Origin of the sequence: Inquilinus limosus (assembly GCF_051487185.1) — a bacterium.
Lineage (GTDB): Bacteria > Pseudomonadota > Alphaproteobacteria > DSM-16000 > Inquilinaceae > Inquilinus > Inquilinus limosus_F.
The window spans coordinates 83,386-105,086 of sequence record NZ_JAHVDK010000030.1; the positions used below are offsets into that span (position 1 = coordinate 83,386).

The window sequence follows — 21,701 nt, forward strand, 5'->3', positions numbered from 1 at the left end:
CCGGATTTCGTCGGTTCGTCAAGCAAAGAAGCGGTAGAATCTCTCCCCCGCTGCTCGCGTAATCTCGTCGGGTATTGAGGGGTCGGTCAGCAGCCAGGTGACATGGCTGAGCGTCTCCGAAGCTTCTTCTGCCCTCGGGTCGCGCATGTCCTTCGGCAACCACTCGAAGAAGAAGATCTCTCGTTCCTCGGTCGCGAATTTTCTCTTGTAACGGATCAATCCCGGCTGATCGAGGTCCGATAAGCCCAAGTCCAGCATCGCCAACCCTCGGCGATGACCCAACAGTATCGCCTGCCAGAGCAATAGCTCGTTCGGGCGATAGCTGTAGTCGAATGAGGCGCTGAACTTGTAGTAGAGGACGCCCTGCCATTGCAGCAGAAAGATCCCGGCCAACGGCTCGCCGTCACGCTCCGCAATGAGCACCGTTGCGTGATCGTCTCGCGAAAACGCCTCGCGAATGTTCTCGAACAGAGCAAACGGCGGGGCCAGCAGGCGATATTTCGATTTGCGGAGCCGAAGGTGCATCTGGTGGAACAGTCGTATGTCTTCCAGACACTTCCCCTCGCGAACAACGACCCCCTTACGACAGGCATACCGTATGTTCTGACGCGCCTCCCCTGCGAGACCGGCCCATAGGTCATCCTCTGCACGGGCCAGGTCGACGCCATGCCACTTCGCTTGCTTGTACAGAATAAAGCGCGGATCTCGGCGCGGGAGGTTGTTCCGCAAGCACCGCATTCTGACTGGCGCATTGATCAGGAGAAGTGGCTCGACCAATTCAGTCCAAAGATCGGCGTCCTCCACGAGCGGATCGCAATAATCGGAGAAGGGCAGGCAAACGACCCGACCGCCGCGAAGGTCGTGGATATGGCTGAAGAGAATAGCGGCATCCGCACTGCTGCCGCGAGCGGGCACAGCCGCCATGATCTCGAAGCCATATGTGCGAGAGACGGCTTCGATCCATGGGGGCGATGAGAACAGGCTGCCGAAACGATGATCCGCCAAGCCCTGGCCCCACCCGTACTCGCGCGCGGAGACCAAGGCGGCACTCATGTCCCCCGCCCCCTCGGTGCTCGCGCTCCCACGCCGGGCCCGCATCGCCCGTCGCGGAGCAAGGCCGGGGGCCGGGTTGCACGCAGGTCGCGCAGTAGCGCAGTCCCTGCCGGAGAGGGCCCGGCGCCAGGCTGACCTTCGCCCCCGGAGGGCGCCGCTGGCCCACGGTTCGGAAAATGCCCTTCTGGCCGGAGGTGGAACATCATTTCCTCAGGGGAGGCCGTTCGCCCAATCCAGCGCGTCCTGCAGCGTGGTTACCCATACCTCCTGCCGATGCGCGTCGAGCCAATCAAGCAACGCTTCGTGGGCCTCAGTCGAGACCTTGAGATATTCGCCGCCCACGCCGTGGAACGCGAAAACGGCCATGCCGCCGCCCGCTCGCGCCTGTTCCGCAAAATCGATCAGTTGCTCCCCTGTCACTCCCTCCGGGAACCCCCGGGCTGGGATGCGCATCGGGTCGATCGCGGATACGTCCGCACTCAGATCGGCCGGCGTGGCGGTAACGCCGCGCGAATAGCTCACCAGGTTTGCCGCCCGGAGAGGCTCCAGATAATCCTTCCCGCCGGCCAGGGTTTCTCCACATGGAGGGGCGAAACCGTGACGGAGCTTTCCGTCGATCGCAGTCAGGAGCACATTCTGCTGTCGGATTTCCGCCAGCATGCTGTCCGGCGTGTAGGCTTCCAAGGTGTAGCGCGGATCCCACGAAACGGTTTTTGCCGAACAGGGGTGAAAGATCGTGTGATTGGCCAGTTCATGGCCGTTGCCGGCGACGGCGCGCCAACGCGGCACGTCGGCCTGCCTGACATTGCTGAGGAAGAATGTTCCCTTGAAGCCTCTTTTATCGAGTGCCGGAACAGCGTTGTCGAGTTGCGAGGTCAGCGCATCGTCATAGGTCAGCACGATCGCCGCCTTCGCACCGTTGGGCCACGGCGCTGCCATGGCCGAGGAAGCCCCGAAGGTAAGGGCGAGAGCAAAGGCAAGGAGGGTTCTCATACGCGGGCCTCCTGTAGCTTGATCATCGCCACTTCGGGATCGGCATGGACATATCTCGCGGGCTTCGGCGGGCTTTGAAGGTCGAGTGGCGTATACATTGCCATCGCCTCAAAGCGTGTCGCTTCGCAGGACAGCAGGCAGGGTTCGCCAGAGAATCTTAAGATCTAGGAGTAAAGAGCGCTGCTCGACATAGATAAGGTCAAGCTCCAGCATCTGCTGTACACTTAAACGGTTTCGTCCACTCACTTGCCACAGGCCGGTCACGCCCGGCAGGCATTCGTGGCGGCGTCGCTGCTCCGGAGTGTAGAGCTCCACTTCCCATGGCAAGGACGGGCGCGGTCCAACGAGCGACATCTCGCCTCGTAGAACGTTGATGAGCTGCGGCAGTTCATCGACGCTGTACCGTCGAAGGAACCTGCCGACAGGGAGCACGCGAGGATCATTCTTGAGCTTGTATATACCGTCGTCGCTGGGAACGGCTTCACCGCGCAGCTCTCGAATATTGAATTCCCGAAACGCGCTGTCGTCACTGCCGACATACATTGTCCGCAGTTTGAGCATCACGAACGGACGGCCGCCCTGCCCGATCCGAACCTGTCGGAAGAACACAGGCCCAGGGTCGGCCAGCTGCAACAGCACGATCGCCACCAGCATGATCGGCGCCGCGGCAACAAGTGCTGGGATGGCGATTGCGACATCAAGCAGCCTTTTGCTTAACCGGCCGCGGACGGCTCCATGTGAGACTTCATCCGCGGAAGGGCCGCCATGGGCGGGGCGACCATGCGACCGCCGGTCCGAAGGGGGCGCACCCTCGTTGCGTTCTCCGTTCTCGGCAGGATTACGACTGAGATTCATGGGCTACATCCAGGGCAGCCAAGGCACGACCGATCGCCTCGGCGACCCGCGCAACTTCGGACTGCGTGAGATGCGGGGCCATAGGCAGTGACAGGACGCGCTTGGCCGCGCGTTCGGCGACCGGGAGGCACGGTGCATTCGTCGAACCCAGCGCCGGCTGGCGATGACAGGCGGTCGGGTAGTGGATCCCGGTGGCAATACCCTCTGCGCGGAGCCGCTCCCGGATATGGTCACGATGCGGGGTTTGGATGACGGCGAGATGATGGTTGCTGCGGGCCCCGGCCGCCATGTGCACCGGCTCGACGGCAAGCTCGCGCAGAAGTGGCTCGTACCAGGCCGCGACGCGCCGTCTGCCGTCGTTCCAGGCATCGAGCCGCCTGAGCTTGACGGAGAGGATCGCGGCCTGCAATGCGTCGAGCCGATGGGTGCCGCCGAGGTACTCGTGCCGACAGTGGTCGTCGCGCGCGCGTCCGTGATTGCTGAGCGAGCGGATTCGTTCGGCTAGTCCCCGGTCGTTCGTCACCACGGCGCCGGCGTCGCCAAAGGCGCCGAGATTCTTCCCCGGATAGAAGCTGAAGCAGCCCACATGCGAGAGGCTGCCGGCCCGCCTGCCCAGCCAGGTGGATCCATGAGCCTGCGCGGCATCCTCAATGACGGCGAGGCCCGCGGCGCCAGCCACTTCGCCAACGGCGTCCATGTCGACCGGCTGGCCGTAGAGGTGCACGGCGATGACCGCCGCAGTCCGCGGCGTGATCGCATTCTCGACGGCGGCCGCCGTCATCAGGAGCGTCGAAGGGTCGACGTCGACGAACACGGGCTTGGCCCCGACGGCGATCACGGCCTCGGCGGTCGCGAAGAACGTATTGGCCGGCAAAATGATTTCGTCTCCGGGACCGATGCCCAATGCGGACAGGCCGAGCTGCAGGGCCGCGGTGCCGCTGGCCAGACCGACGCAATGCGCCGTGCCGCAGTAAGCGGCCCACTCCTCCTCGAAGCGATCGACGAACTCGCCGCCGATGAACTTGCTGGATCGGCTGACGAGGCGCCAAGCGTCGTCGAGCTCAGCCTCGAGCTCGGCGTGCATCGGGGACAGGTCAAGGAAGGGAATGCTCAAGGCCGTCGCTCGACACCTGCTTCAGCTGGATGGTTGGGTTCAATTCGGCGGGCATGCGGACCCTGACCGCGCTCCCGGTGTGCAGCGACTCGTCGATCGCTTCGAGCACTGCGACAACAGCGAGCCCGTTACGGCCATCCGTCAGCGGGATGGCGCCGTCGCGAATGCAGTCGACGAAGTGCCTCACCTCGAGCGACAGCGGCTCCTCGAACCGGATATGCGGCGAGATGATGTCACCATAACGATAGGACAGCGGCCGCTCGAAGGGCGTCACCTGCTGCTCGTCCCACTCGACCCCGCGGTCGAAGATGCGCAGTCGCTCCTCGTGCAAGTCGTTGTAGACCGCCATCCTCTTGCTGCCGATCACAGTCACTTCGCGCACCTTGTTCGGATCGAGCCACGAGACGTGGACATAGCCGGTTACTCCGAGCTCCTCATACTGGAGCCGGATGTAAGCCAAGTCCTCGACATCCGCCCACGCATTCCTCGAGCCCCAAGCAGTAACAGAGGATGGGATGGCCTCTAGTAGATAGTTCATTATGGAAACATCATGAGCAGCGAGATCCCAGACGACATTAACATCGGATCGATAGAGCCCAAGATTCAGTCGTGATGAGTGGATATAGTAGATTTGGCCAAGTTCTCCGAGCCCGACGCGACGCTTGAGTTCGCGAACTGCGGGATTGAACTCGAAGGTATGACCGACCATCAGCACCAATCCCGATCGGCGTGCTTCCTCGACGAGCAGACAAGCTTCCGCCGCCGAAGTCCCCATGGGCTTCTCCGTCAGGACGTGCTTGCCGCAACGAAGGGCGCTCATCGCCAGCTCAACATGGGTGCGTGGCGGAGTGGCGATGATCACGGCATCAACATGCCGAAATGCCGTCTCGAGACGCGCAAACGCACGAACGCCGGGGAAAGCGGCCGTGATATTGTCGCGGGCGTGTTGATCGATATCGACCGCGACGACTTCGGCCACGTCAGGCAGGCAGTTCAGGACCCGAACATGCTTGGAACCCCAGTAGCCGCAGCCGACAACGGCAACGCGCAATCGAGGGGCGCACACCGCTGCCGCCATCCCGCCGCGTGCCACACGTGGTATCCATCTCCCGCGCGGTAGCAAGGCTTGCGGCTTCACAGGCCCGGGACCCCGGTAGCCGTAGCCAATGACAACGCGCAACCGGGGCGCGTATATCGGTGCTATCCCACCGCGTACCACGCGTAGTGCCGAACTCCCGCGCGCTAGCGCGATTTGTGGCTCGCCCTCCAGCCCACTGCCCATTTTCATCGGACAGTTCCCCCCTCAGCTGAGCAGGATGCGTAGGGTCGTCAGAGGTAGGTTAGTTGTGCCTCACGCTGGCGATAATCCCTCTAAAGTGTCGTCCTATTACACCTTTCGGGTTAACCACGCGCTCCGACCTCCGAGGTGAGTTACCTACCTCAAAAGTAGTAATCCGTCCGAAACGCCCCGCGAGGTAGTCTGATGCGGTCTGGTGACGCCGCGCATCCCGTCACTTTGATCGCTTCGCGCGGAGTTGGCCTGTCAAGATCATCGCACCGGCAGACGACAGCGTCAGTGCGCTCGCAGCGGGGGAGCGATGCCGACCTCTGTAGCGATAGTAGGTGCCGGCCCCCATGGCCTGTCGATCGCAGCGCATCTGCGTGATGCCGGGCTGCAGCCGCATGTTTTCGGCGAGGTGATGGGATTCTGGCGTCGGGCCATGCCTGTCGGGATGCTGCTGCGCTCGGAGAGGGCCGGGTCGCACATTGCCGACCCGCATCACAGGCTGACCCTGGACCAGTATGAGGCCGAGCACGCGAAGAGGCTTCCCCGCCGGGTTCCGCTCGATGAGTTCATCGCCTACGGTCTCTGGTATCAGAAACGCGCCGTCCCGGAGGTCGACGATCGGCGGGTCGTGCAGATCGGCTGCGAATCCGACCGCTTCCGTCTTGCGCTTCAGGACGGCACGACAGTCATGGCGGAACGGGTGGTCGTCGCGACCGGATTTGAGGGCTATGCATCGCAGCCATCCGCCTTCGCAAATGTGCCCGCATGCCTCGCCCCCCACTCCTCCGAGATCCGCGACACTGCACGCTTCGCGGGCCTCCGGGTCGCGGTGATCGGGGCCGGGCAGAGCGCATTGGAACTGGCCGCTCTCCTCCATGAGTCCGGCGCAATGGTCGAAGTCATCGCAAGATGCCCGGCTGTGCGCTTCCTCTCGGGCCGCGATCTCTTGCGCGGATCGCCGGTCCACCCGCTGATCTATCCGCCCGGCGAGCTCGGGCCGCCGGGCATCAACTGGATCATTCAGCTGCCAGACCTGTTTCGCTCGCTCCCCGCAGGCCTGCAGCAGCGGGTGGCGCGGCAGGTAGGGCCGGTTGGCGCGGCCTGGCTCCGGTCGCGGCTCGCGGACGTCAAAATCACCGCCGGCCGCCGCATTGTTGCTGCGAGCGCAGTCGGCAATCGTCTGCGGTTGACCCTCGATGATGGTAGCGAGCGCACGGTCGACCAGGCGGTCCTGGCAACCGGATTTCGGGTGGACCTCGACAAGAATCCCGTCCTCGACCCGAGACTGGTCCGGTCGTTGCGGCGACTCAACGGGTCACCAGAGCTGTCGCGGGGCTTTGAGTCTTCGATCCCGGGTCTCTACTTTGCAGGGGCAGCCGCTGCCGCCACGTTCGGGCCGTTGATGCGCTTCGTCGCCGGATCCGGTTACGCCGCGCGGTCGATCACCCGCCATATCGTGGTGTCGAGCGCGACGGCGCGGCGGCTGTCGTGTTGGTCCAATGACTGCCCGCGAGGCCTGCGCTGAGTCCGCAGCGGGGGACGGCCGCGGCCCGCCCGGAGCCGTGGTCATCGGTGGCGACTATATCGCGCTGGGCGTCGTCCGCAGCCTTGGCCGACACGGCATCCCGGTATGGGTCATGCACGACGGCCTGCATGTCAGCGCCGCAGCCTCGCGCTTCGCCCTGCGTCGGCTGCCCTGGCCGGCGGACGAAGCGGATCGCCTGGCCTCCTTGCGTGAGATCTCAGCGCGATATGGCCTGTTCGGCTGGGTCCTCTATCCGACCGACGATGAATCGGCCGCACTCGTGGCGCGGAATCACGAGGCGCTCTCAGGCAGCTTCCGGCTGACCACCCCGCCATGGGCGGTGTTGCAGTGGGCCTATGACAAGCGGCTCACCTATGGGTTGGCATCGCGCCTGGAGATCGATCACCCTTGGACGCTTTATCCGCAAAGCCGGGGTGAGGTCGCGGCTCTCGAGTGCCCGTTCCCGGCCATCCTGAAGCCGGCGGCGAAAGCCCAGAGCAACCGCTTCACGAGGGCACGGGCATGGCGGGTCGATGACCATCGCCAGCTGCTCGCCCGCTATGCTGAAGCCTGTGAGCTCGTCGACCCCAGCTTGATCATGATCCAGGAGTTCATCGCGGGCGGTGGCGAGGCCCAGTTTTCGTTTGCGGCGCTGTGCGCCGATGGTCAGCCATTGGCTTGGCTTGTCGCGCGTCGAGCCCGGCAGCACCCAATCGACTTCGGCGGTCACGGCAGCACCTTTGTGGAAACCGTCGACGAACCGGCGATCGAGGAGGCAGCGCGACGGCTGCTCGCAGCGATCGACTACAGCGGACTGGTCGAGGTCGAGTTCAAGCGGGACTCACGATCGGGCCGGCCGAAGCTTCTGGACATCAACGCCCGCATGTGGGGCTGGCACACTCTGGGTGGAGCTGCGGGAACAGACTTCCCTTACCTCGCCTGGCAGCAGGCACAGGGAACTGTCATCCCGAGCACTCGCGCGAGAGCAGGCGTCCGCTGGGTCCGCGCTGTCACCGATGTCCCGGCCGCGATAGGCGAGCTCAGACGCGGCCGGCTGTCCGTAGGCGAGTACTTCCGTTCACTCCGTCCGCCCATCGAGCGGGCGATCTTCGCGTTGGACGACCCATTCCCAGCATTTGCCGATGTGCCGTGGCTCCTGTATCGCCGCTGGCGGCGCGTCTCGGACGGGACGAATTTCCTCAGAACCATTCGATACATTCGAGAAAGCACTGGTCCTGGTCACCGCCTGTGACGGAAGAGCCTGAGCCCTGGCGCAGCGCGTCGACGTCATCGACGGCCGGGAAATCCGGATTACAGGATCGACAGGGAAGCTTCCGCAGGCGTTACCGCGACCACCGGTGCGGAAACGGCGGCGATTGGCCCGCGGTTTCATTCCGGAAGTGGCGTCCCCTACGGGATTCGAACCCGTGTTGCCGCCGTGAGAGGGCGGTGTCCTAGGCCTCTAGACGAAGGGGACTGAGGCGCCGGCCGGATATAGGGGAGACGCCGCGCCGACGCAAGCGGTTTTCGTAACTTTTTGGGACGCCTTACACGACCGCGGCCGCGGCGCCCGGCGCGAGGCAGGCCCGCGCCCGCTCCAGCGCCGCCTCGACCGTCGCGGAATCGGTGTCGAAGGCGGTGACGAAGCGCCAGACCTCGCCCTCCCAATGCGCCGCGGCCACGCCCTGCCGCCGCAGCCCCTCCGCCAGTGCCGCGGGCAGGCGCACGAACACCTCGTTCGCCTCGACCGGATGCACCAGCTCCACCCCGGGCAGCGCCAGCAGCCCCTCGGCCAGCTGCCGCGCCCGGGCATTGGCGTTGCGCGCCAGGCGCAGCCACAGCCCATCGGCCAGATAGGCCTCGAACTGGGCCGAGACGAATCGCATCTTCGACAACAGGTGTCCGGCGCGCTTGCGGCGGAAGGCGAAGTCCGCCGCCTTGTCCGGATCGAAGAACACCACCGCCTCGGCCATCACGCAGCCGTTCTTGGTGCCGCCGAAGGACAGCACGTCGACCCCCGCCTTCCAGGTCAGCTCGGCCGGTGAGCAGCCCTGCGCCGCCAGCGCATTGGCGAAGCGCGAGCCGTCCATATGCACCGCCAGGCCCCAGCGCCGCGCCGTTTCGGCCAGCGCGCCGATCTCGGCCGGGCTGTAGACGGTGCCGGCCTCGGTCGCCTGCGACAGGCTCAGCATCGCCGGCTGGCTGCGATGCACGTCGTCGTGCCAATCGGCCGGGAAGACGGCCGCCAGGGTCGCCGGGGTCAGCTTGCCGTGATCGCCCTCGGCCAGGATCAGCTTGGCGCCGTGGGTGTAGAATTCCGGCGCGCCGCATTCATCGACCGCGACATGCGCCTCGCGGTGGCACAGCACCGCGCCGTAGGGCGGGGTGAAGGTGGCCAGCGCCAGCGCGTTGGCCGCGGTGCCGGTCGGCACCGGGAAGGCGGCGACACGGCGCTCGAACAGCTCGGATAGGCGCTGCTCCAGCCGGCGGGTGAACTCGTCGGCGCCGTAGGAGGGCACCCGGCCCTCGGCGGCGCGGGCGATCGCCGCCAGGATCTCGGGCGCGGCGCCGGCGACGTTGTCGCTGGCGAGGTTGATCACGTTCGTCATGCCGAAATCCTCGGGGCGGGTCGGTTACGGGGCGGTGGTCAGAAGGGTCGTGGCGGCGCCGGTGCGCGGGTCGATGCTGCGCAGCTCCTGCCCGCCGCCGGGCAGTGTGATCAACATCACTGCGCGATTGCCGATTGCGGTGATGCTGGTGATGCGGCTGCCCGCGGGCAGCGCGGACGGCGCGGCGGTGGCCGCCGGCGCCGTGGCGGGAGCAACGGCGGACGGGGCCGATGTCGAGCCTGCGGAGAGAAACCGGCGCCCCAGTTCCCCGAAAACCACGGCGGTGAGCAGGATGATGACCACAAGCATCGCCCAAACGGCTATCTTCACCGCCCGCAATGTCCCAGCTTCCAGACGCACCCGCCGAACCCCTTCTCCCGGACCGGACCATTCCCGTCGTCATCGGCCCGGACGCCGCCGGCCAGCGGCTGGACCGCGCCCTGGCCGCCGCGGTGCCGGACCTGTCTCGGTCACGGCTGCAGGCGCTGATCGCCGCGGGCTGCGTGCGGGAGGGCGAGCGGACAGTAGAAGACGCCTCGGTCAAGGTCAAACCCGGCCAGCGCTTCGAGATCCGCGTGCCGCCGCCGGCCCCGGCCGAGCCCGAGCCGCAGGCCATAGGGCTTGATATCGTGTACGAGGATTCCCATCTGATCGTCATCGACAAGCCGGCCGGACTGGTGGTCCACCCCGCGGCCGGCAATCCCGATGGCACCCTGGTCAACGCGCTCCTCGCCCATTGCGGCGGGCAGCTCTCCGGCATCGGCGGCGTCGCCCGTCCGGGCATCGTCCACCGGCTGGACAAGGAGACCAGCGGGCTGATGGTGGTGGCCAAGACCGACGCGGCGCACAAGGCGCTGTCGGCCCAGTTCGCGGACCGTACCCTGTCGCGCACCTATCTCGCCCTGGTCTGGGGCCGGCCGACCCCGTCGGCGGGCACGATTGAGGGCGCGATCGGCCGCGACCCGCGGAACCGGCAGCGGATGGCTCTCGTTAAGACCGGTGGCAAGCCGGCGCGGACCCATTACCGGGTGCTGCGCCCGGCCGGGCCGGAGGCCAGCCTGATCGCCTGCACGCTGGACACCGGGCGGACGCATCAGATCCGTGTGCATATGACCTCGATCGGCCATCCGCTGATCGGCGACCCGGTCTATGGCCGACGCCCGCGCTCGGCCATCGGGCCCAAGTCAGGCGGGAACGAGGCGGCGCGCAGCTTTCCGCGGCAGGCGCTGCATGCGGCCAAGCTGCGCTTCCGCCATCCGGCGGATCAACGTGAACTCGAATTCACGAGGCCGCTTCCGGGAGACATGCGACATTTGCTCGTCTCCCTCGCGGGGGAAGACCGTATACCTGACTATTGAAGTCGGGTATTATGACGATGTCCGGGTGAAGAACCCGGAGGGCGCCAGCTCTAGGGTGGGGCGCCGGAGAGGGAGCAAGATATATGGCACAAGTGTCGACCATGCCCGTCGTGGGCGCTGAATCCAACCTCAGCCGCTACCTGCAGGAAATCCGTCAGTTTCCGATGCTGGAGCCGCAGGAGGAGTACATGCTCGCCAAGGCATGGCGGGAGCATGGTGACACCGAAGCGGCACATCGGCTGGTGACCAGCCATCTGCGGCTGGTCGCCAAGATCGCGATGGGTTACCGCGGCTACGGCCTGCCGATCTCGGAGCTGATCTCCGAAGGCAATGTCGGCATGATGCAGGCGGTGAAGCGGTTCGACCCGGAACGCGGCTTCCGCCTCGCGACCTACGCGATGTGGTGGATCCGTGCCGCCATCCAGGAATACATCCTGCACAGCTGGTCGCTGGTGAAGATGGGCACCACCGCGGCGCAGAAGAAGCTGTTCTTCAACCTGCGCAAGCTCAAGGGCCAGCTGCAGGCGATCGAGGAGGGCGACCTGAAGCCGGAGACGGTGAAGAAGATCGCCACCGAGCTGTCGGTGCCGGAGCAGGACGTGATCTCGATGAACCGCCGCCTGGCCGCGCCGGACCATTCGCTGAACGCGCCGCTGCGCGTCGACGGCGAGGGCGAGTGGCAGGACTGGCTGGTCGATGAGCGCGAGAGCCAGGAGATCACGCTGGCCGACCGGCAGGAGCTGGGCAAGCGCCGGCAGCTGCTGAAGGACGCCATGGCGCATCTGAACGACCGCGAGCGCCGGATCCTGAGCGAGCGCCGCCTGCGCGACGAGCCGACCACGCTCGAGGATCTGAGCCAGGAATATGGCATCAGCCGCGAGCGGGTGCGCCAGATCGAGGTGCGCGCCTTCGAGAAGCTGCAGAAGGCGATCCGCAACGCCGCGGTCGAGGCCAAGCTGGCGCACTGACCGCAGGATCGGATTGAAGCTGAACGGCCGGAGCATGCTCCGGCCGTTTTTGTTTGCCTCAGCCCCCCGGCACCCGGTCCACCAGAGGTATGCCGGCGGCGCAGAGCGGACAGTCCTCCGGCCGCCACATGCCGCGCTGCAGCGTGGCCAGGGCCAGGAGCGGCACGCCGTGGGCCGCAGCGATCCGGCCCGCCGCCTCGCCAAGGGTCATGAGGCAGGCGACGCCGGCCGGCACGGCACCGTGGCGCGCCAGCTCTTCGAGCGTCAGGCCGAGCGCCGAGCCGGCGTTGATCGCGTCGTCGGCCACCAGCACCCGCCGCCCGGCCACCGCGGCCGCGAGCGGAGCCGGGATCCGGTACTGCACCGTGCCGCCGTCCATCCGGCGTTCGGCGTGGACGAAGCCGAGGCCGAGCTCGGCCGCGATCAGCTGCGCCAGGAAGGCGCCGCCGGTCAGCGGCCCGCAGACGATCTCCGCCCCCAGCGCCGCCGCCCGGCCGGCCAGGACCGCGGCCCAGCCGCGCATCCGGGCGGCGGCGAGGAACAGCGGGTCGAGATCGAGCCAGAGGTCGCCGTGATGGCCCGATTCGTAACGGAAATGCCCGCGCTCGGCGGAAACCGCCTGCAGCAGCGCCTGTTCGATCGTGTCTGTCATCCGCCTGCCCTCCCCGGCCGCGTCACGATGTCCGCGAACCGCTTCGCATCGAAGTGTTGTTTGAGATGTCCTTGCCCCCAATTTCAACCGGACGGACACCGAGACGAGGAGCCCTGCCCGATGCGCATGACCGTCCCCGCCTTCGCCGCCCCTGTCCTCGCCGCCGCGGCCCTGCTGATTCCCGTCACGGACGCCGCCGCGGTCGACGCCACCTACGATACCGAGAAGGGACGAATCCGGGTCCAGACCGTCGGCGAGGGGCTGAGCCATCCCTGGGGCCTGGCCTTCCTGCCCGACGGCCGGATGCTGGTGACCGAGCGCGACGGCGATCTCCGCCTCGTCGTCGCCGGCGGCCGCCCCTCCGCCCCGATCGCCGGGGTGCCGAAGGTGGTTGTCGGCGGCCAGGGCGGACTGCTGGACGTCGTCGTCGACCCGTCCTTCATCCAGAGCCGCATGGTCTATCTCAGCTATTCCGAGCCGGGCCGGGGCGGCAACTCCACCGCCGTGGCGCGCGGCCGGCTGAGCGAGGACGGGACGCGGCTGACCGGAGTGGAGGTGATCTTCTCGCAGAAGCCGAAGCTCGACAGCTCGATGCATTTCGGCTCGCGCCTCGTCTTCGACCGGCAGGGCCATCTCTTCATCACCCTCGGCGAGCGGTTTCAGGCGCGAACCCGGGACCAGGCGCAGCAGCTGAACTCGCATCTCGGCAAGGTGATCCGGATCTGGCCGGACGGCTCGGTGCCCGAGGACAACCCCTTCGCCGGCCGGAAGGACGCGCTGCCGGAGATCTGGTCCTACGGCCACCGCAACATCCAGGGCGCGGCGCTGGACCCCGACACCGGCGTACTGTGGATCAACGAGCACGGGCCGCGCGGCGGCGACGAGATCAACATCCCGGAGGCCGGCAAGAACTACGGCTGGCCGGTCGTCTCCTACGGGGTCAACTACAATGGCAGCCCGGTCGGCACCGGCAAGCAGGAGGCGCCGGGCATGGTCGGGCCGATCTACCACTGGACGCCGTCGATCGGCGTCTCCGGCATGGCCTTCTACACCGCCGACGCCGTGCCGGGCTGGCGCGGCAACATCTTCGTCGGCGGCCTCGCCATCCCCAAGCTGGTGCGGCTCGAGCGTAACGGCGACCGGATCACCGGGTCGGAGGATCTGCTGGAAGATCTGGCCCTACGCATCCGCCAGGTGACGCAGGGCCCGGACGGCGCGCTGTACCTCCTCACCGACGAGAGCGACGGCGAGATCCTGCGGGTCGGGCCGGCATCATAACCGGCGATAACGGGCGGCGCCGGTCCATCAGACCGACGCCGTCGGCCTCAATCCGCAAACGGATCCCGGACCAGGATCGTGTCGTCGCGCTCCGGGCTGGTCGAGAGCATCGCCACCGGCGCCTCGATCAGCTCCTCGATCCGGCGGATGTACTTGATCGCAGTCGGCGGCAGGTCGGCCCAGGAGCGCGCGCCCTTGGTGCTCTCCTCCCAGCCGTCCCATTCCTCGTAGACCGGCTTGGCGCTGGCCTGCGCCGTCTGGCCGGCGGGGAAGTGGTGCAGCACCTGGCCGTCGAGCTCGTAGCCGATGCAGATCTTCAGCGTCTTGAAGCCGTCCAGCACGTCCAGCTTGGTCAGGGCGATGCCGTCGATGCCGCCGGTCTTGACCGCCTGCCGCACCATCACCGCGTCGAACCAGCCGCAGCGCCGCGGCCGGCCGGTCACCGTGCCGAACTCGTGCCCGCGCTCGCCCAGGCGGCGGCCGATCTCGTTGTCCTGCTCGGTCGGGAACGGGCCGGAGCCGACGCGGGTGGTGTAGGCCTTGGTGATGCCCAGCACATAGCCGACGCCCTTCGGCCCCATGCCGGAGCCGGCGGCCGCCTGCCCGGCCACGGTGTTGGACGAGGTGACGAAGGGATAGGTGCCGTGATCGATGTCCAGCATCGCGCCCTGGGCGCCCTCGAACAGGATGCGCTTGCCCTCACGCTTCAGCGCGTCCAGCCGATCCCAGACCACGCCGACATAGGGCAGGATCTTCGGCGCCACCTCGCGCAGCCGGGCCAGCAGATCGGCGGGATCCACCTCCTCCGCCCCCAGCGCGCGCAGCAGCGCGTTGTGGTGGGCCAGCAGGTTCTCGACCTTGCCTGGCAGCGCCGCGCCGTCGGCCAGGTCGCAGGCGCGGATGGCGCGGCGGCCGATCTTGTCCTCATAGGCCGGACCGATGCCACGGCCGGTGGTGCCGATCTTGCCCTCGCCGCGCGCCGCCTCGCGGGCGCGGTCGAGCGCGCCGTGCACCGGCAGGATCAGCGCCGCGTTCTCGGCCAGGAGCAGGTTCTCCGGGCCGACCTCGACATCCTGGGCGCGGATCCGCTCGATCTCGTCGAGCAGCGCCCAGGGGTCGACCACCACGCCGTTGCCGATGACGCCGAGCTTGCCCGGCCGGACGATGCCCGAGGGGAGCAACGAGAGTTTCAGCACCTTGTTGCCGATCACGAGCGTGTGGCCGGCATTGTGGCCGCCCTGGAACCGCACCACGACATCGGCGCGGCTGGACAGCCAGTCGACGATCTTGCCCTTGCCCTCGTCGCCCCACTGGGCGCCGACCACGGCCACATTCGCCATCGGAATACCTCTTGCCTAAGTCTTAGATCTCGTCGAGACGGTCGTTTCGGAGGACCCAGCCGCAGCCGAGGCGGCGCGCCTCGACGAGAGGATCGGCGCCGGGCTCCAGCCCGGCGATGGTGACATAGCCCTGGGCGCGCAGCGCGGCGCCCTCGCCCGGCGCGGTGCCGCGGGGCAGGAACACCCGGCGCGGCGCCTGGGCCGGCGCGGCCGCGCGCAGCACCGTGTCCATGTAGAGGGTGAAGCCGGTCGCCTCCTCGCCCTCGGCGCCATTGGCGCGGTAGCGGCCGCCGCGGCCGACCTCGCCGCGGGCGCCGCGGGCGAACAGGGTGAAGGCGACGCCGGTGTGGTACTCGAAGCCGCGGTGCTCGACGAAGTCGACCGTCACCATCAGCTCCGGCGCCGAGGCGCGGATCAGCCGCACCACCTCGGCGAGGCGGTCCAGGATCGGCCGGGTCACCGCCGGCAGCGCGATGCCGTCGAGCGCGGCCAGCGCCGCATCGGCCGGGCCGGAGGCGGCAAGCAGCGCGCCGAGCGCCGCGGCCGCGGCGCCGCCGAGTTGGGCAACGGCGGCGGCGTCCTTGCGGTCGAGCGCGTGACGCAGAGCGGTCCCGGCCTCCCCGTCCACCCCGAGGGCGCAGAGCAGCGCCGGCACCAGGGTCGGCTCGGTCAGGTCCAGCGCCAGCCGGTCGACCCCGACCGCCTGCAGCGCCTCGACAGCCAAGAGGGCCGCCTCGGCATCCGCCGCCGGCTGGGCACCGCCGATCAGCTCGGCGCCGACCTGGGCGAATTGCCGTTCCGGGCGAAGCTGGGTGCCACGCACCTGCAGCACCTGGCCGGCATAGGCCAGGCGCAGCGGCCGAGGTGCTGCGGCCAGGCGCGAGCGGGCAATGCGGGCGATCTGCACCGTCATGTCGGCGCGCAGGCCCAGCATGCGGCTGCCCATCGGGTCCATCAGCCGGAAGGTGTGCCGCGCCATGCTGGCGCCGACGCCGGAGAGCAGCGTGTCCTCGAACTCGACCAGCGGCGGCTTGACCCGGTCGTAGCCGTGGCCGCCGAGCACCGCCATCATGCGTTCGATCACCGCCGCTTCCTGCGCCGCTTCGGGCGGAAGGACGTCGTAGAATCCCTCGGGCAGGAGGGCGGCGTGGGTCGCGTCTGTCATGACGTGCCGCACGCTAGGGCCTTCCCGCCCCCGGCGCAACGACGAAGCACGCCCCTCCCCCTCGTCCCGCGCTCATCCCCCATGCGCGGCCAGGTACTCCTCCAGCGCATCGGCGAAGGCGCGGCTGTCGACCGCGAGATAGGCATTGTCCGCCCCGCCGTCCTGGAAGAAGCGGGTGACCACGGCGATGACGGCATAGCCGCCGCCGGCCTCCTTCATGAAGATCGGGCCGCCGCTGTCACCCTTGGTCATGTCGCAATCGTGCTTCAGCGTGTTGTCGCGGCGCAGGGCGAGGGCGCGACAGCCGCTATGGGCCGTCATCCGGTCCGGCGCGTCCCAGGCATAACCGGCCTGGATCAGCGGCTCCCAGGTCCCGGCCTTGATCCGCGCCTCGTCCTTGGCGGTCAGCCGACGCACCGCCATGGTGCCGGCTGTCTCGCCGATCGGGGCGTCGAGCAGGACGAAGGCCCAGTCCGAGCCGAAGGCGGCGCCCTGCCCCTCCTCCTCATCCGCTTCGGCGCGGTAGTCCGGCGCCAGCCGGACCGAGACGATGTCGGCCTCCGCCACCGCCTCGTTGCCGTCCCGGCCGGCGCGGAAGCCGAGCGGCTTGTCGCGCCGGCCATCGTCGCGGAAGAAGCAGTGGGCCGCGGTCAGCACCACGCGCCGGCCGACCAGGGTGGCGGTGCAGGAGCCGCCGCTGTCGAAGCTGATCTCGCCGATCGCGCTCCACGGCAGCCGGTCGGGCCGGACCATGCGGCGGTCGTCATGGCCGAAGAAATGGTCGCGGATGCCGGGAACGGTGTCGCGGCCCAGGCAGTCGGCGGTGTCGCTGCGCGCGTCGCAGCGCCCGGTGCCGATCCCGGGCTCGTCGCAGACGTCGTCGAAGGCGGTGGCGCAGCTGTTGACGTGGTTGCGCCGGGCATAGAACGGCCGGCAGTCGCCGAGATCGGTGCCGTCCGGGCAGACCCCGGTGCCGATCCCGGGCTCGTCGCAGGCGCCGTCGCGCGACCAATAGCAGCTGTCGCCGCCGCCGGCGCGCAGCGGCCGGCAATCCGTGCTGTCGCGGCCGGCGTCGCATTCGCCGGTGCCGATCCCGGGCTCGTCGCACTGGCCGTCAAAGGCCCAGCGGCAGCTGTTGTCGCCGGTCTTGAAGCCGGCGCAGTCGGCGTCGTCGGTGTCGGTGGCGCATTCGCCGGAACCGCCGAAGCGCTGCTCGTCGCATTGCCCGTCGCGGGCCCAGCGGCAGGAATCATCGGCGGCGGCCGGCCCGGCGAGGCCGGCCAGGGCCAGCGCGGCCAGCGCCGCGGCGACGGCCGGCCGCCTCATCGCTCAGCCTCCATGGGTGGCGACGTATTTCGCCACCGCCTTCTCGAAAGCCCGGCTGTCCACCGCGAGATAGACCGAGCGCCGGCCGTCGCTGCCGCCGGCGCAGACCCCGGTGCCGATATCCGGCTCGTCGCAGCTGCGGTCCTCGGCCCAGCGGCAGCTGTTCGGGCCGGGCTTCGCGCCGCCGGCCTCGGCCGGGTGCGCCCCCGCAAGGCACAGCAGGGCGACGGCGATCCGCAGGCGCCGCGTCAATCGGCGCCTCTCGATTCGAGCTCCATCGACACCAGCCGGGCCAGCAGGATGGCGGGGAACAGCTGGCCGCACAGCGCCTCGAGATTGGCCAGCGATCCCGCCAGCGGGAACACCGGCGTGATGTCGCCGTAGCCGACCGAGGTCAGGGTGGTGAAGCTGAAATAGATCATCCGCGACAGCAGCTGCACATGCTCCGTCTCCAGCGCCTGGGCGAAGCTGTAGGCGTCCTCGCCGACATGCAGCACCAGGAGCGTGCCGAGCAGGGCGAAGATCAGGCCGAGATGCAGGTAGACCGCGACCGCGCCGAGGATGCAGTGCAGGTTGATCCGGCTGCGGCGGAACACATGAACCAGGATGATCCAGCTCAGCAGCGCCAGGAAGGCGACGAACAGCAGGATGTAGAGCGAGGTCAGCCACAGCAGGCCGAGATAGAGGCTGACCGGCTGCAGCGGGATCAGCGCGACGCCGAGGCCGACCAGTAGCCTGGCCAGGCGGGTGTGGCGCGAGATGGCGAAGATCCCGGCCAGGACGATGAAGCAGAAGTTGAAGACGAAGATGTGGCGCGAGGCGTCGTGGATGCCGGACAACGGCCCGAACACGAAGATCGCCAGCAGCTCGAAGCCGACCAGCGCGCTGAGGCTGCGGTCCCGGCCGATTCCCGTCGGTGTGGCAGGGGCGTTGGCGGGCATCTGGGCTCGAGGAAACCATCCGCAGCGAAGCGTTCCCCTATCCTATGCGAAACGATGGCGGATCGCGCAATCGGCTATAATGGAACCGGACGGACCGCGGCGGGTTTCCGGCTGCGCGATCAGGGGAGAGAACATCCATGCGGTGGCGGGATCTGAGGCGCAGCAGCAATGTCGAGGACCGGCGCGGCATGCGCCCGGCCGCGGTGGGCGGCGTGGGCGGCATCGGCGCGATCGTGATCGTGCTGCTGGCGCTGTTCTTCGGCGTCGACCCTTCGGCGCTGCTGCAGCAGGTCGACACCGGCCCGGAGTCGTCCCGGACGGAGACGGCCACCGCCCCCGGCGGCGCGCAGGATGAGATGTCCCAGTTCCTCGCCGCCGTGCTCGGCAGCACCGAGGACACCTGGGGCGCCATCTTCCAGGAGGCCGGCAGCCGTTACGCGCCGCCGAAGCTGATCCGGTTCGCGGGATCCACCCGCTCCGCCTGCGGCTTCGCCGACGCGGCGATGGGGCCGTTCTACTGCCCGGCCGACCAGATGGTCTATATCGACACCGCCTTCTTCGACGAGCTGGGCCGCCGCTTCGGCGCGCCCGGCGAATTCGCCGAGGCCTATGTGGTGGCGCATGAGGTCGGCCACCACGTCCAGAACCTGCTCGGCATCATGGACAAGGTGAACGCGCTGCGCAGCCGCGGCGGCGGTGACGGCAACGAGCTGTCGGTGCGGGTCGAGCTGCAGGCCGACTGCTTCGCCGGCGTCTGGGCCAAGCGCGGCGATCAGCAGAGCCGGTTCATCGAGCCGGGCGATGTCGAGGCAGCGATGCGCGCCGCGGCCGCGGTCGGCGACGACACCTTGCAGAAGCGGTCCCAGGGCTATGTCGTGCCCGACAGCTTCACCCATGGCAGCGCCGAGCAGCGGGTGCGCTGGTTCCGCCGTGGCTACGACAGCGGCAGCCCGACCACCTGCGACACCTTCTCGGCGCAGACGCTGTAGCGCCGCCTATGCGGGCTTGGCCTCGCGCCAGATCTTGACCAGCGGCCCGTCGGCGCCGAGCACCGGGTCGGTCGCGGGCACCGGCACGGCGCGGATCTGCTCGCGCATGGTGCGGCCGACCTCCTCGCCTTCGCTGACCATGTCCGGCTCGGGGCCGGGCGGATAGGCGCCGATCACCATCAGATCGGTGCTCGCCTCCTCGCTCTTGTGCCCGACCCCGGCCGGGATCACCACCACATCGCCGGCCATGAGCTCGAGCGAGACGCCGGAGGCGCCGCCGAACCGCACCTTGGCGCGGCCGCTGGCCAGGCCCAGCACCTCATGTGCGTTGCTGTGGAAATGGTGGAACGGGTAGATGCCGTTGCGCCAGCCGTTGCCCCAGCCGTTCCGGGCAAAACGCGCCTCGATCGCCGTGGCCATGTCGCCGAGGCCGAGGCCGCTGACCGAACGGTAGACCAGCAGGGGCAGGGCCGGGTTGTTCGGCACGCTGCCGCCATCCTCGAAGTAATGGGCCTCGACGCCCAGATCGGCTTCGGTCATGGCCTATCTCCTCGGCTGCTGAGCAAGGAGTCTGGGCTGAGGGCGGCGGGCGGCAAGGGCCGGCGTGAGGGTTAATCCAAGCTCTTCGCGATGTCCTCGCACATTTTCTTGGCGTCGCCGAAGAGCATGAGGGTGTTGTCGCGGAAGAACAGCTCGTTCTCGACCCCGGCATAGCCGGAAGCCATGGAGCGCTTGACGAACAGCACCGTCTTGGCGTTCTCCACATCCAGGATCGGCATGCCGTAGATCGGGCTCGCCGGGTCGGATTTGGCCGCCGGGTTGGTGACGTCGTTGGCGCCGATGACGAAGGCGACGTCGGCCTGGGCGAAGTCGCGGTTGATCTCCTCCAGCTCGAACACCTCGTCATACGGCACATTGGCCTCGGCCAGCAGCACGTTCATGTGCCCGGGCATGCGCCCGGCCACCGGGTGGATGGCGTAGCGCACCTCCACCCCCTCCCCCTTCAGCAGGTCCGACATCTCCCTGAGCGCGTGCTGCGCCTGCGCCACCGCCATGCCGTAGCCCGGCACGATGATCACCGASCGCGCRTTCTTCATCACGAAGGCCGCGTCCTCSGCCGAGCCCTGCTTCACCGCCCGGTCGCCSGCSGCSCCGCCCGAGGCGGCGGCATTGGCCTCGCCGCCGAAGCCGCCGAGGATGACGTTGACGATCGACCGGTTCATCCCCTTGCACATGATGTAGCTGAGGATCGCGCCCGACGACCCGACCAGGGCGCCGGTGACGATCAGGAGGTTGTTCTGCAGGGTGAAGCCGATGCCCGCCGCGGCCCAGCCGGAATAGCTGTTCAGCATCGACACCACCACCGGCATGTCCGCCCCGCCGATCGGCAGGATCAGCAGGAAGCCGAGCGCCAGCGCCACCCCGATCAGCAGCCCGAAGGCCGCCCCCGACTGCCCGGCGCACATCCAGATGATCAGCAGCACGATCAGGAGCCCGAGGCCGGCGTTCAGCGGGTGCTGGAACGGGAACACCAGCGGCTTGCCCGAGACCAGRCCCTGCAGCTTGGCGAAGGCGACCAGCGAGCCGGTGAAGGTGATCGCCCCGATCGCCGCCCCCAGCGCCATCTCGATCAGGCTGCCGACATGGATCGCCCCGGGCGTGCCGATGGCATAGGCCTCGGGGTCGAGGAACGCCGCCGCCGCCACGCACACCGCCGCCAGCCCGACCAGGCTGTGGAACGCCGCCACCAGCTGCGGCAAGGCCGTCATCTGGATCCGCTGCGCCACCACCCAGCCGATGCCGCCGCCGAGCGCGATCGCCGGCACGATCAGCCAGTAGTTCCGCACCTGCGGCAGCAGGATCAGGGTCGTCGCCACCGCGATCGCCATCCCGGCGATCCCGTACCAGTTCCCCTGCCGGCTCGTCTCCGGGCTCGACAGCCCCCGCAGCGCCATGATGAAGCACACCGCCGCCACCAGATACGCCAGCACCGCCAGGCTCGTCATCGCGTCCCCTCGCCTTCTCTGATTGTCGCCTGTATGGCCGCTGTCAGGACTTCTTCCGGTACATCGCCAGCATCCGCCGGGTGACCAGGAAGCCGCCGAAGATGTTCACCGAGGCCAGCAGCACCGCCAGCGCCCCGAGCAGGCTCGAGGCCCCGATCACCGCCGGCCCGGCCGCGATCAGGGCGCCGACCACGATCACCGAGGAGATCGCGTTGGTCACGCTCATCAAGGGCGAGTGCAG

The 21,701-nt window shown here is 68.2% G+C and carries 22 protein-coding genes and 1 tRNA gene; 6 read left to right on the top strand and 17 right to left on the bottom strand.

Annotated elements, in window-relative coordinates; translation table 11 throughout:
• Positions 1 to 18: 18 nt before the first annotated feature.
• From KXR53_RS28465 to KXR53_RS28485, 5 genes are all read right to left on the bottom strand, one after another.
• Positions 19 to 1,053 carry a GNAT family N-acetyltransferase gene (locus KXR53_RS28465; RefSeq protein ID WP_437378677.1) on the bottom strand — a complete coding sequence of 345 codons (1,035 nt, stop codon included), beginning with the start codon at positions 1,051 to 1,053 and terminating at the stop codon, positions 19 to 21.
• A 210-nt stretch (positions 1,054 to 1,263) separates the two neighbouring features.
• Positions 1,264 to 2,046: a polysaccharide deacetylase family protein gene (locus KXR53_RS28470; RefSeq protein WP_437378678.1), complete on the bottom strand. Its 783-nt coding sequence runs from the start codon at positions 2,044 to 2,046 to the stop codon at positions 1,264 to 1,266.
• A 108-nt stretch (positions 2,047 to 2,154) separates the two neighbouring features.
• Entirely contained in the window at positions 2,155 to 2,901 is a 747-nt protein-coding gene (locus KXR53_RS28475; protein ID WP_437378679.1) for a sugar transferase, read from the bottom strand.
• Positions 2,885 to 4,015, bottom strand: coding sequence for a DegT/DnrJ/EryC1/StrS family aminotransferase (locus tag KXR53_RS28480; RefSeq protein WP_437378680.1), 1,131 nt, complete (start codon positions 4,013 to 4,015; stop codon positions 2,885 to 2,887). The genes KXR53_RS28475 and KXR53_RS28480 overlap by 17 nt, the downstream gene beginning before the upstream one ends.
• Complete coding sequence (locus KXR53_RS28485; protein ID WP_437378681.1) at positions 3,996 to 5,093, bottom strand: Gfo/Idh/MocA family protein; 1,098 nt, start codon at positions 5,091 to 5,093, stop codon at positions 3,996 to 3,998. Before KXR53_RS28485 ends, KXR53_RS28480 begins: the two co-directional genes overlap by 20 nt.
• A 520-nt stretch (positions 5,094 to 5,613) precedes the next feature.
• Here KXR53_RS28485 and KXR53_RS28490 point away from each other — a divergent pair.
• Together KXR53_RS28490 and KXR53_RS28495 are read left to right on the top strand one after the other, a co-directional pair.
• Positions 5,614 to 6,828 (top strand): NAD(P)-binding domain-containing protein, encoded by a 1,215-nt coding sequence (locus tag KXR53_RS28490; protein ID WP_437378682.1) that lies wholly within the window; start codon positions 5,614 to 5,616, stop codon positions 6,826 to 6,828.
• A complete protein-coding gene (locus KXR53_RS28495) occupies positions 6,803 to 8,080 on the top strand; it encodes a carboxylate--amine ligase (protein WP_437378683.1) in 1,278 nt (425 codons plus the stop codon). The genes KXR53_RS28490 and KXR53_RS28495 overlap by 26 nt, the downstream gene beginning before the upstream one ends.
• 149 nt (positions 8,081 to 8,229) lie before the next feature.
• Here KXR53_RS28495 and KXR53_RS28500 read toward each other — a convergent pair.
• The 3 genes from KXR53_RS28500 to KXR53_RS28510 form a co-directional block, all read right to left on the bottom strand.
• Positions 8,230 to 8,305, bottom strand: a tRNA-Glu gene (locus tag KXR53_RS28500).
• Positions 8,306 to 8,375: 70 nt separating this feature from the next.
• The gene (locus tag KXR53_RS28505; protein ID WP_437378684.1) at positions 8,376 to 9,437 is read right to left on the bottom strand and encodes a threonine aldolase family protein; all 1,062 of its coding nucleotides are present in this window, start codon (positions 9,435 to 9,437) and stop codon (positions 8,376 to 8,378) included.
• A gap of 24 nt (positions 9,438 to 9,461) precedes the next feature.
• The gene (locus KXR53_RS28510) at positions 9,462 to 9,767 is read right to left on the bottom strand and encodes a hypothetical protein (protein ID WP_437378685.1); all 306 of its coding nucleotides are present in this window, start codon (positions 9,765 to 9,767) and stop codon (positions 9,462 to 9,464) included.
• Positions 9,768 to 9,775: 8 nt separating this feature from the next.
• On the opposite strand from KXR53_RS28510, the gene KXR53_RS28515 reads away from it, so the two are divergent.
• Positions 9,776 to 10,795: an RluA family pseudouridine synthase gene (locus KXR53_RS28515; protein WP_437378686.1), complete on the top strand. Its 1,020-nt coding sequence runs from the start codon at positions 9,776 to 9,778 to the stop codon at positions 10,793 to 10,795.
• A 101-nt stretch (positions 10,796 to 10,896) separates the two neighbouring features.
• A complete protein-coding gene (gene rpoH / locus KXR53_RS28520; RefSeq protein ID WP_437378687.1) occupies positions 10,897 to 11,763 on the top strand; it encodes an RNA polymerase sigma factor RpoH in 867 nt (288 codons plus the stop codon).
• Between the two features lie 58 nt (positions 11,764 to 11,821).
• Here rpoH and KXR53_RS28525 read toward each other — a convergent pair whose 3' ends face one another.
• Positions 11,822 to 12,415, bottom strand: coding sequence for a phosphoribosyltransferase family protein (locus KXR53_RS28525; RefSeq protein ID WP_437378688.1), 594 nt, complete (start codon positions 12,413 to 12,415; stop codon positions 11,822 to 11,824).
• A 120-nt stretch (positions 12,416 to 12,535) separates the two neighbouring features.
• On the opposite strand from KXR53_RS28525, the gene KXR53_RS28530 reads away from it, so the two are divergent.
• Positions 12,536 to 13,693 (top strand): PQQ-dependent sugar dehydrogenase, encoded by a 1,158-nt coding sequence (locus KXR53_RS28530; protein WP_437378689.1) that lies wholly within the window; start codon positions 12,536 to 12,538, stop codon positions 13,691 to 13,693.
• Positions 13,694 to 13,740: 47 nt separating this feature from the next.
• Here the strand turns inward: KXR53_RS28530 and KXR53_RS28535 are convergent, their stop codons facing one another.
• From KXR53_RS28535 to KXR53_RS28555, 5 genes are all read right to left on the bottom strand, one after another.
• Complete coding sequence (locus tag KXR53_RS28535) at positions 13,741 to 15,033, bottom strand: adenylosuccinate synthase (RefSeq protein ID WP_437378690.1); 1,293 nt, start codon at positions 15,031 to 15,033, stop codon at positions 13,741 to 13,743.
• Between the two features lie 22 nt (positions 15,034 to 15,055).
• A complete protein-coding gene (locus tag KXR53_RS28540; protein WP_437378691.1) occupies positions 15,056 to 16,198 on the bottom strand; it encodes an ATP phosphoribosyltransferase regulatory subunit in 1,143 nt (380 codons plus the stop codon).
• Between the two features lie 72 nt (positions 16,199 to 16,270).
• Positions 16,271 to 17,524: a trypsin-like serine peptidase gene (locus KXR53_RS28545; protein ID WP_437378692.1), complete on the bottom strand. Its 1,254-nt coding sequence runs from the start codon at positions 17,522 to 17,524 to the stop codon at positions 16,271 to 16,273.
• Between the two features lie 3 nt (positions 17,525 to 17,527).
• The gene (locus KXR53_RS28550) at positions 17,528 to 17,776 is read right to left on the bottom strand and encodes a hypothetical protein (RefSeq protein ID WP_437378693.1); all 249 of its coding nucleotides are present in this window, start codon (positions 17,774 to 17,776) and stop codon (positions 17,528 to 17,530) included.
• Complete coding sequence (locus KXR53_RS28555; protein ID WP_437378694.1) at positions 17,773 to 18,465, bottom strand: ion channel; 693 nt, start codon at positions 18,463 to 18,465, stop codon at positions 17,773 to 17,775. The genes KXR53_RS28550 and KXR53_RS28555 overlap by 4 nt, the downstream gene beginning before the upstream one ends.
• 137 nt (positions 18,466 to 18,602) lie before the next feature.
• Between KXR53_RS28555 and ypfJ the strand changes: the two genes are divergently transcribed.
• A complete protein-coding gene (gene ypfJ / locus KXR53_RS28560) occupies positions 18,603 to 19,454 on the top strand; it encodes a KPN_02809 family neutral zinc metallopeptidase (protein ID WP_437378695.1) in 852 nt (283 codons plus the stop codon).
• Between the two features lie 6 nt (positions 19,455 to 19,460).
• Here the strand turns inward: ypfJ and KXR53_RS28565 are convergent, their stop codons facing one another.
• The 3 genes from KXR53_RS28565 to KXR53_RS28575 form a co-directional block, all read right to left on the bottom strand.
• The gene (locus KXR53_RS28565; RefSeq protein ID WP_437378696.1) at positions 19,461 to 19,994 is read right to left on the bottom strand and encodes a cupin domain-containing protein; all 534 of its coding nucleotides are present in this window, start codon (positions 19,992 to 19,994) and stop codon (positions 19,461 to 19,463) included.
• A 71-nt stretch (positions 19,995 to 20,065) separates the two neighbouring features.
• Positions 20,066 to 21,460, bottom strand: a complete 1,395-nt coding sequence (locus KXR53_RS28570; protein ID WP_437378697.1) for an NAD(P)(+) transhydrogenase (Re/Si-specific) subunit beta — start codon at positions 21,458 to 21,460, stop codon at positions 20,066 to 20,068.
• A 43-nt stretch (positions 21,461 to 21,503) separates the two neighbouring features.
• Positions 21,504 to 21,701 (bottom strand): proton-translocating transhydrogenase family protein (locus tag KXR53_RS28575; protein WP_437378698.1); only part of this gene is annotated, 198 nt, incomplete at its 5' end.

Bases quoted from the DNA above. Each gene is read 5' to 3' on its own strand.
- KXR53_RS28465 (WP_437378677.1), bottom strand. From the start codon at position 1,053: ATGAGTGCCGCCTTGGTCTCCGCGCGCGAGTACGGGTGGGGCCAGGGC.
- KXR53_RS28470 (WP_437378678.1), bottom strand. From the start codon at position 2,046: ATGAGAACCCTCCTTGCCTTTGCTCTCGCCCTTACCTTCGGGGCTTCC.
- KXR53_RS28475 (WP_437378679.1), bottom strand. From the start codon at position 2,901: ATGAATCTCAGTCGTAATCCTGCCGAGAACGGAGAACGCAACGAGGGT.
- KXR53_RS28485 (WP_437378681.1), bottom strand. From the start codon at position 5,093: ATGGCGGCAGCGGTGTGCGCCCCTCGATTGCGCGTTGCCGTTGTCGGC.
- KXR53_RS28490 (WP_437378682.1), top strand. From the start codon at position 5,614: ATGCCGACCTCTGTAGCGATAGTAGGTGCCGGCCCCCATGGCCTGTCG.
- KXR53_RS28495 (WP_437378683.1), top strand. From the start codon at position 6,803: ATGACTGCCCGCGAGGCCTGCGCTGAGTCCGCAGCGGGGGACGGCCGC.
- KXR53_RS28505 (WP_437378684.1), bottom strand. From the start codon at position 9,437: ATGACGAACGTGATCAACCTCGCCAGCGACAACGTCGCCGGCGCCGCG.
- KXR53_RS28515 (WP_437378686.1), top strand. From the start codon at position 9,776: ATGTCCCAGCTTCCAGACGCACCCGCCGAACCCCTTCTCCCGGACCGG.
- rpoH (WP_437378687.1), top strand. From the start codon at position 10,897: ATGCCCGTCGTGGGCGCTGAATCCAACCTCAGCCGCTACCTGCAGGAA.
- KXR53_RS28525 (WP_437378688.1), bottom strand. From the start codon at position 12,415: ATGACAGACACGATCGAACAGGCGCTGCTGCAGGCGGTTTCCGCCGAG.
- KXR53_RS28530 (WP_437378689.1), top strand. From the start codon at position 12,536: ATGCGCATGACCGTCCCCGCCTTCGCCGCCCCTGTCCTCGCCGCCGCG.
- KXR53_RS28535 (WP_437378690.1), bottom strand. From the start codon at position 15,033: ATGGCGAATGTGGCCGTGGTCGGCGCCCAGTGGGGCGACGAGGGCAAG.
- KXR53_RS28540 (WP_437378691.1), bottom strand. From the start codon at position 16,198: ATGACAGACGCGACCCACGCCGCCCTCCTGCCCGAGGGATTCTACGAC.
- KXR53_RS28545 (WP_437378692.1), bottom strand. From the start codon at position 17,524: ATGAGGCGGCCGGCCGTCGCCGCGGCGCTGGCCGCGCTGGCCCTGGCC.
- KXR53_RS28555 (WP_437378694.1), bottom strand. From the start codon at position 18,465: ATGCCCGCCAACGCCCCTGCCACACCGACGGGAATCGGCCGGGACCGC.
- ypfJ (WP_437378695.1), top strand. From the start codon at position 18,603: ATGCGGTGGCGGGATCTGAGGCGCAGCAGCAATGTCGAGGACCGGCGC.
- KXR53_RS28565 (WP_437378696.1), bottom strand. From the start codon at position 19,994: ATGACCGAAGCCGATCTGGGCGTCGAGGCCCATTACTTCGAGGATGGC.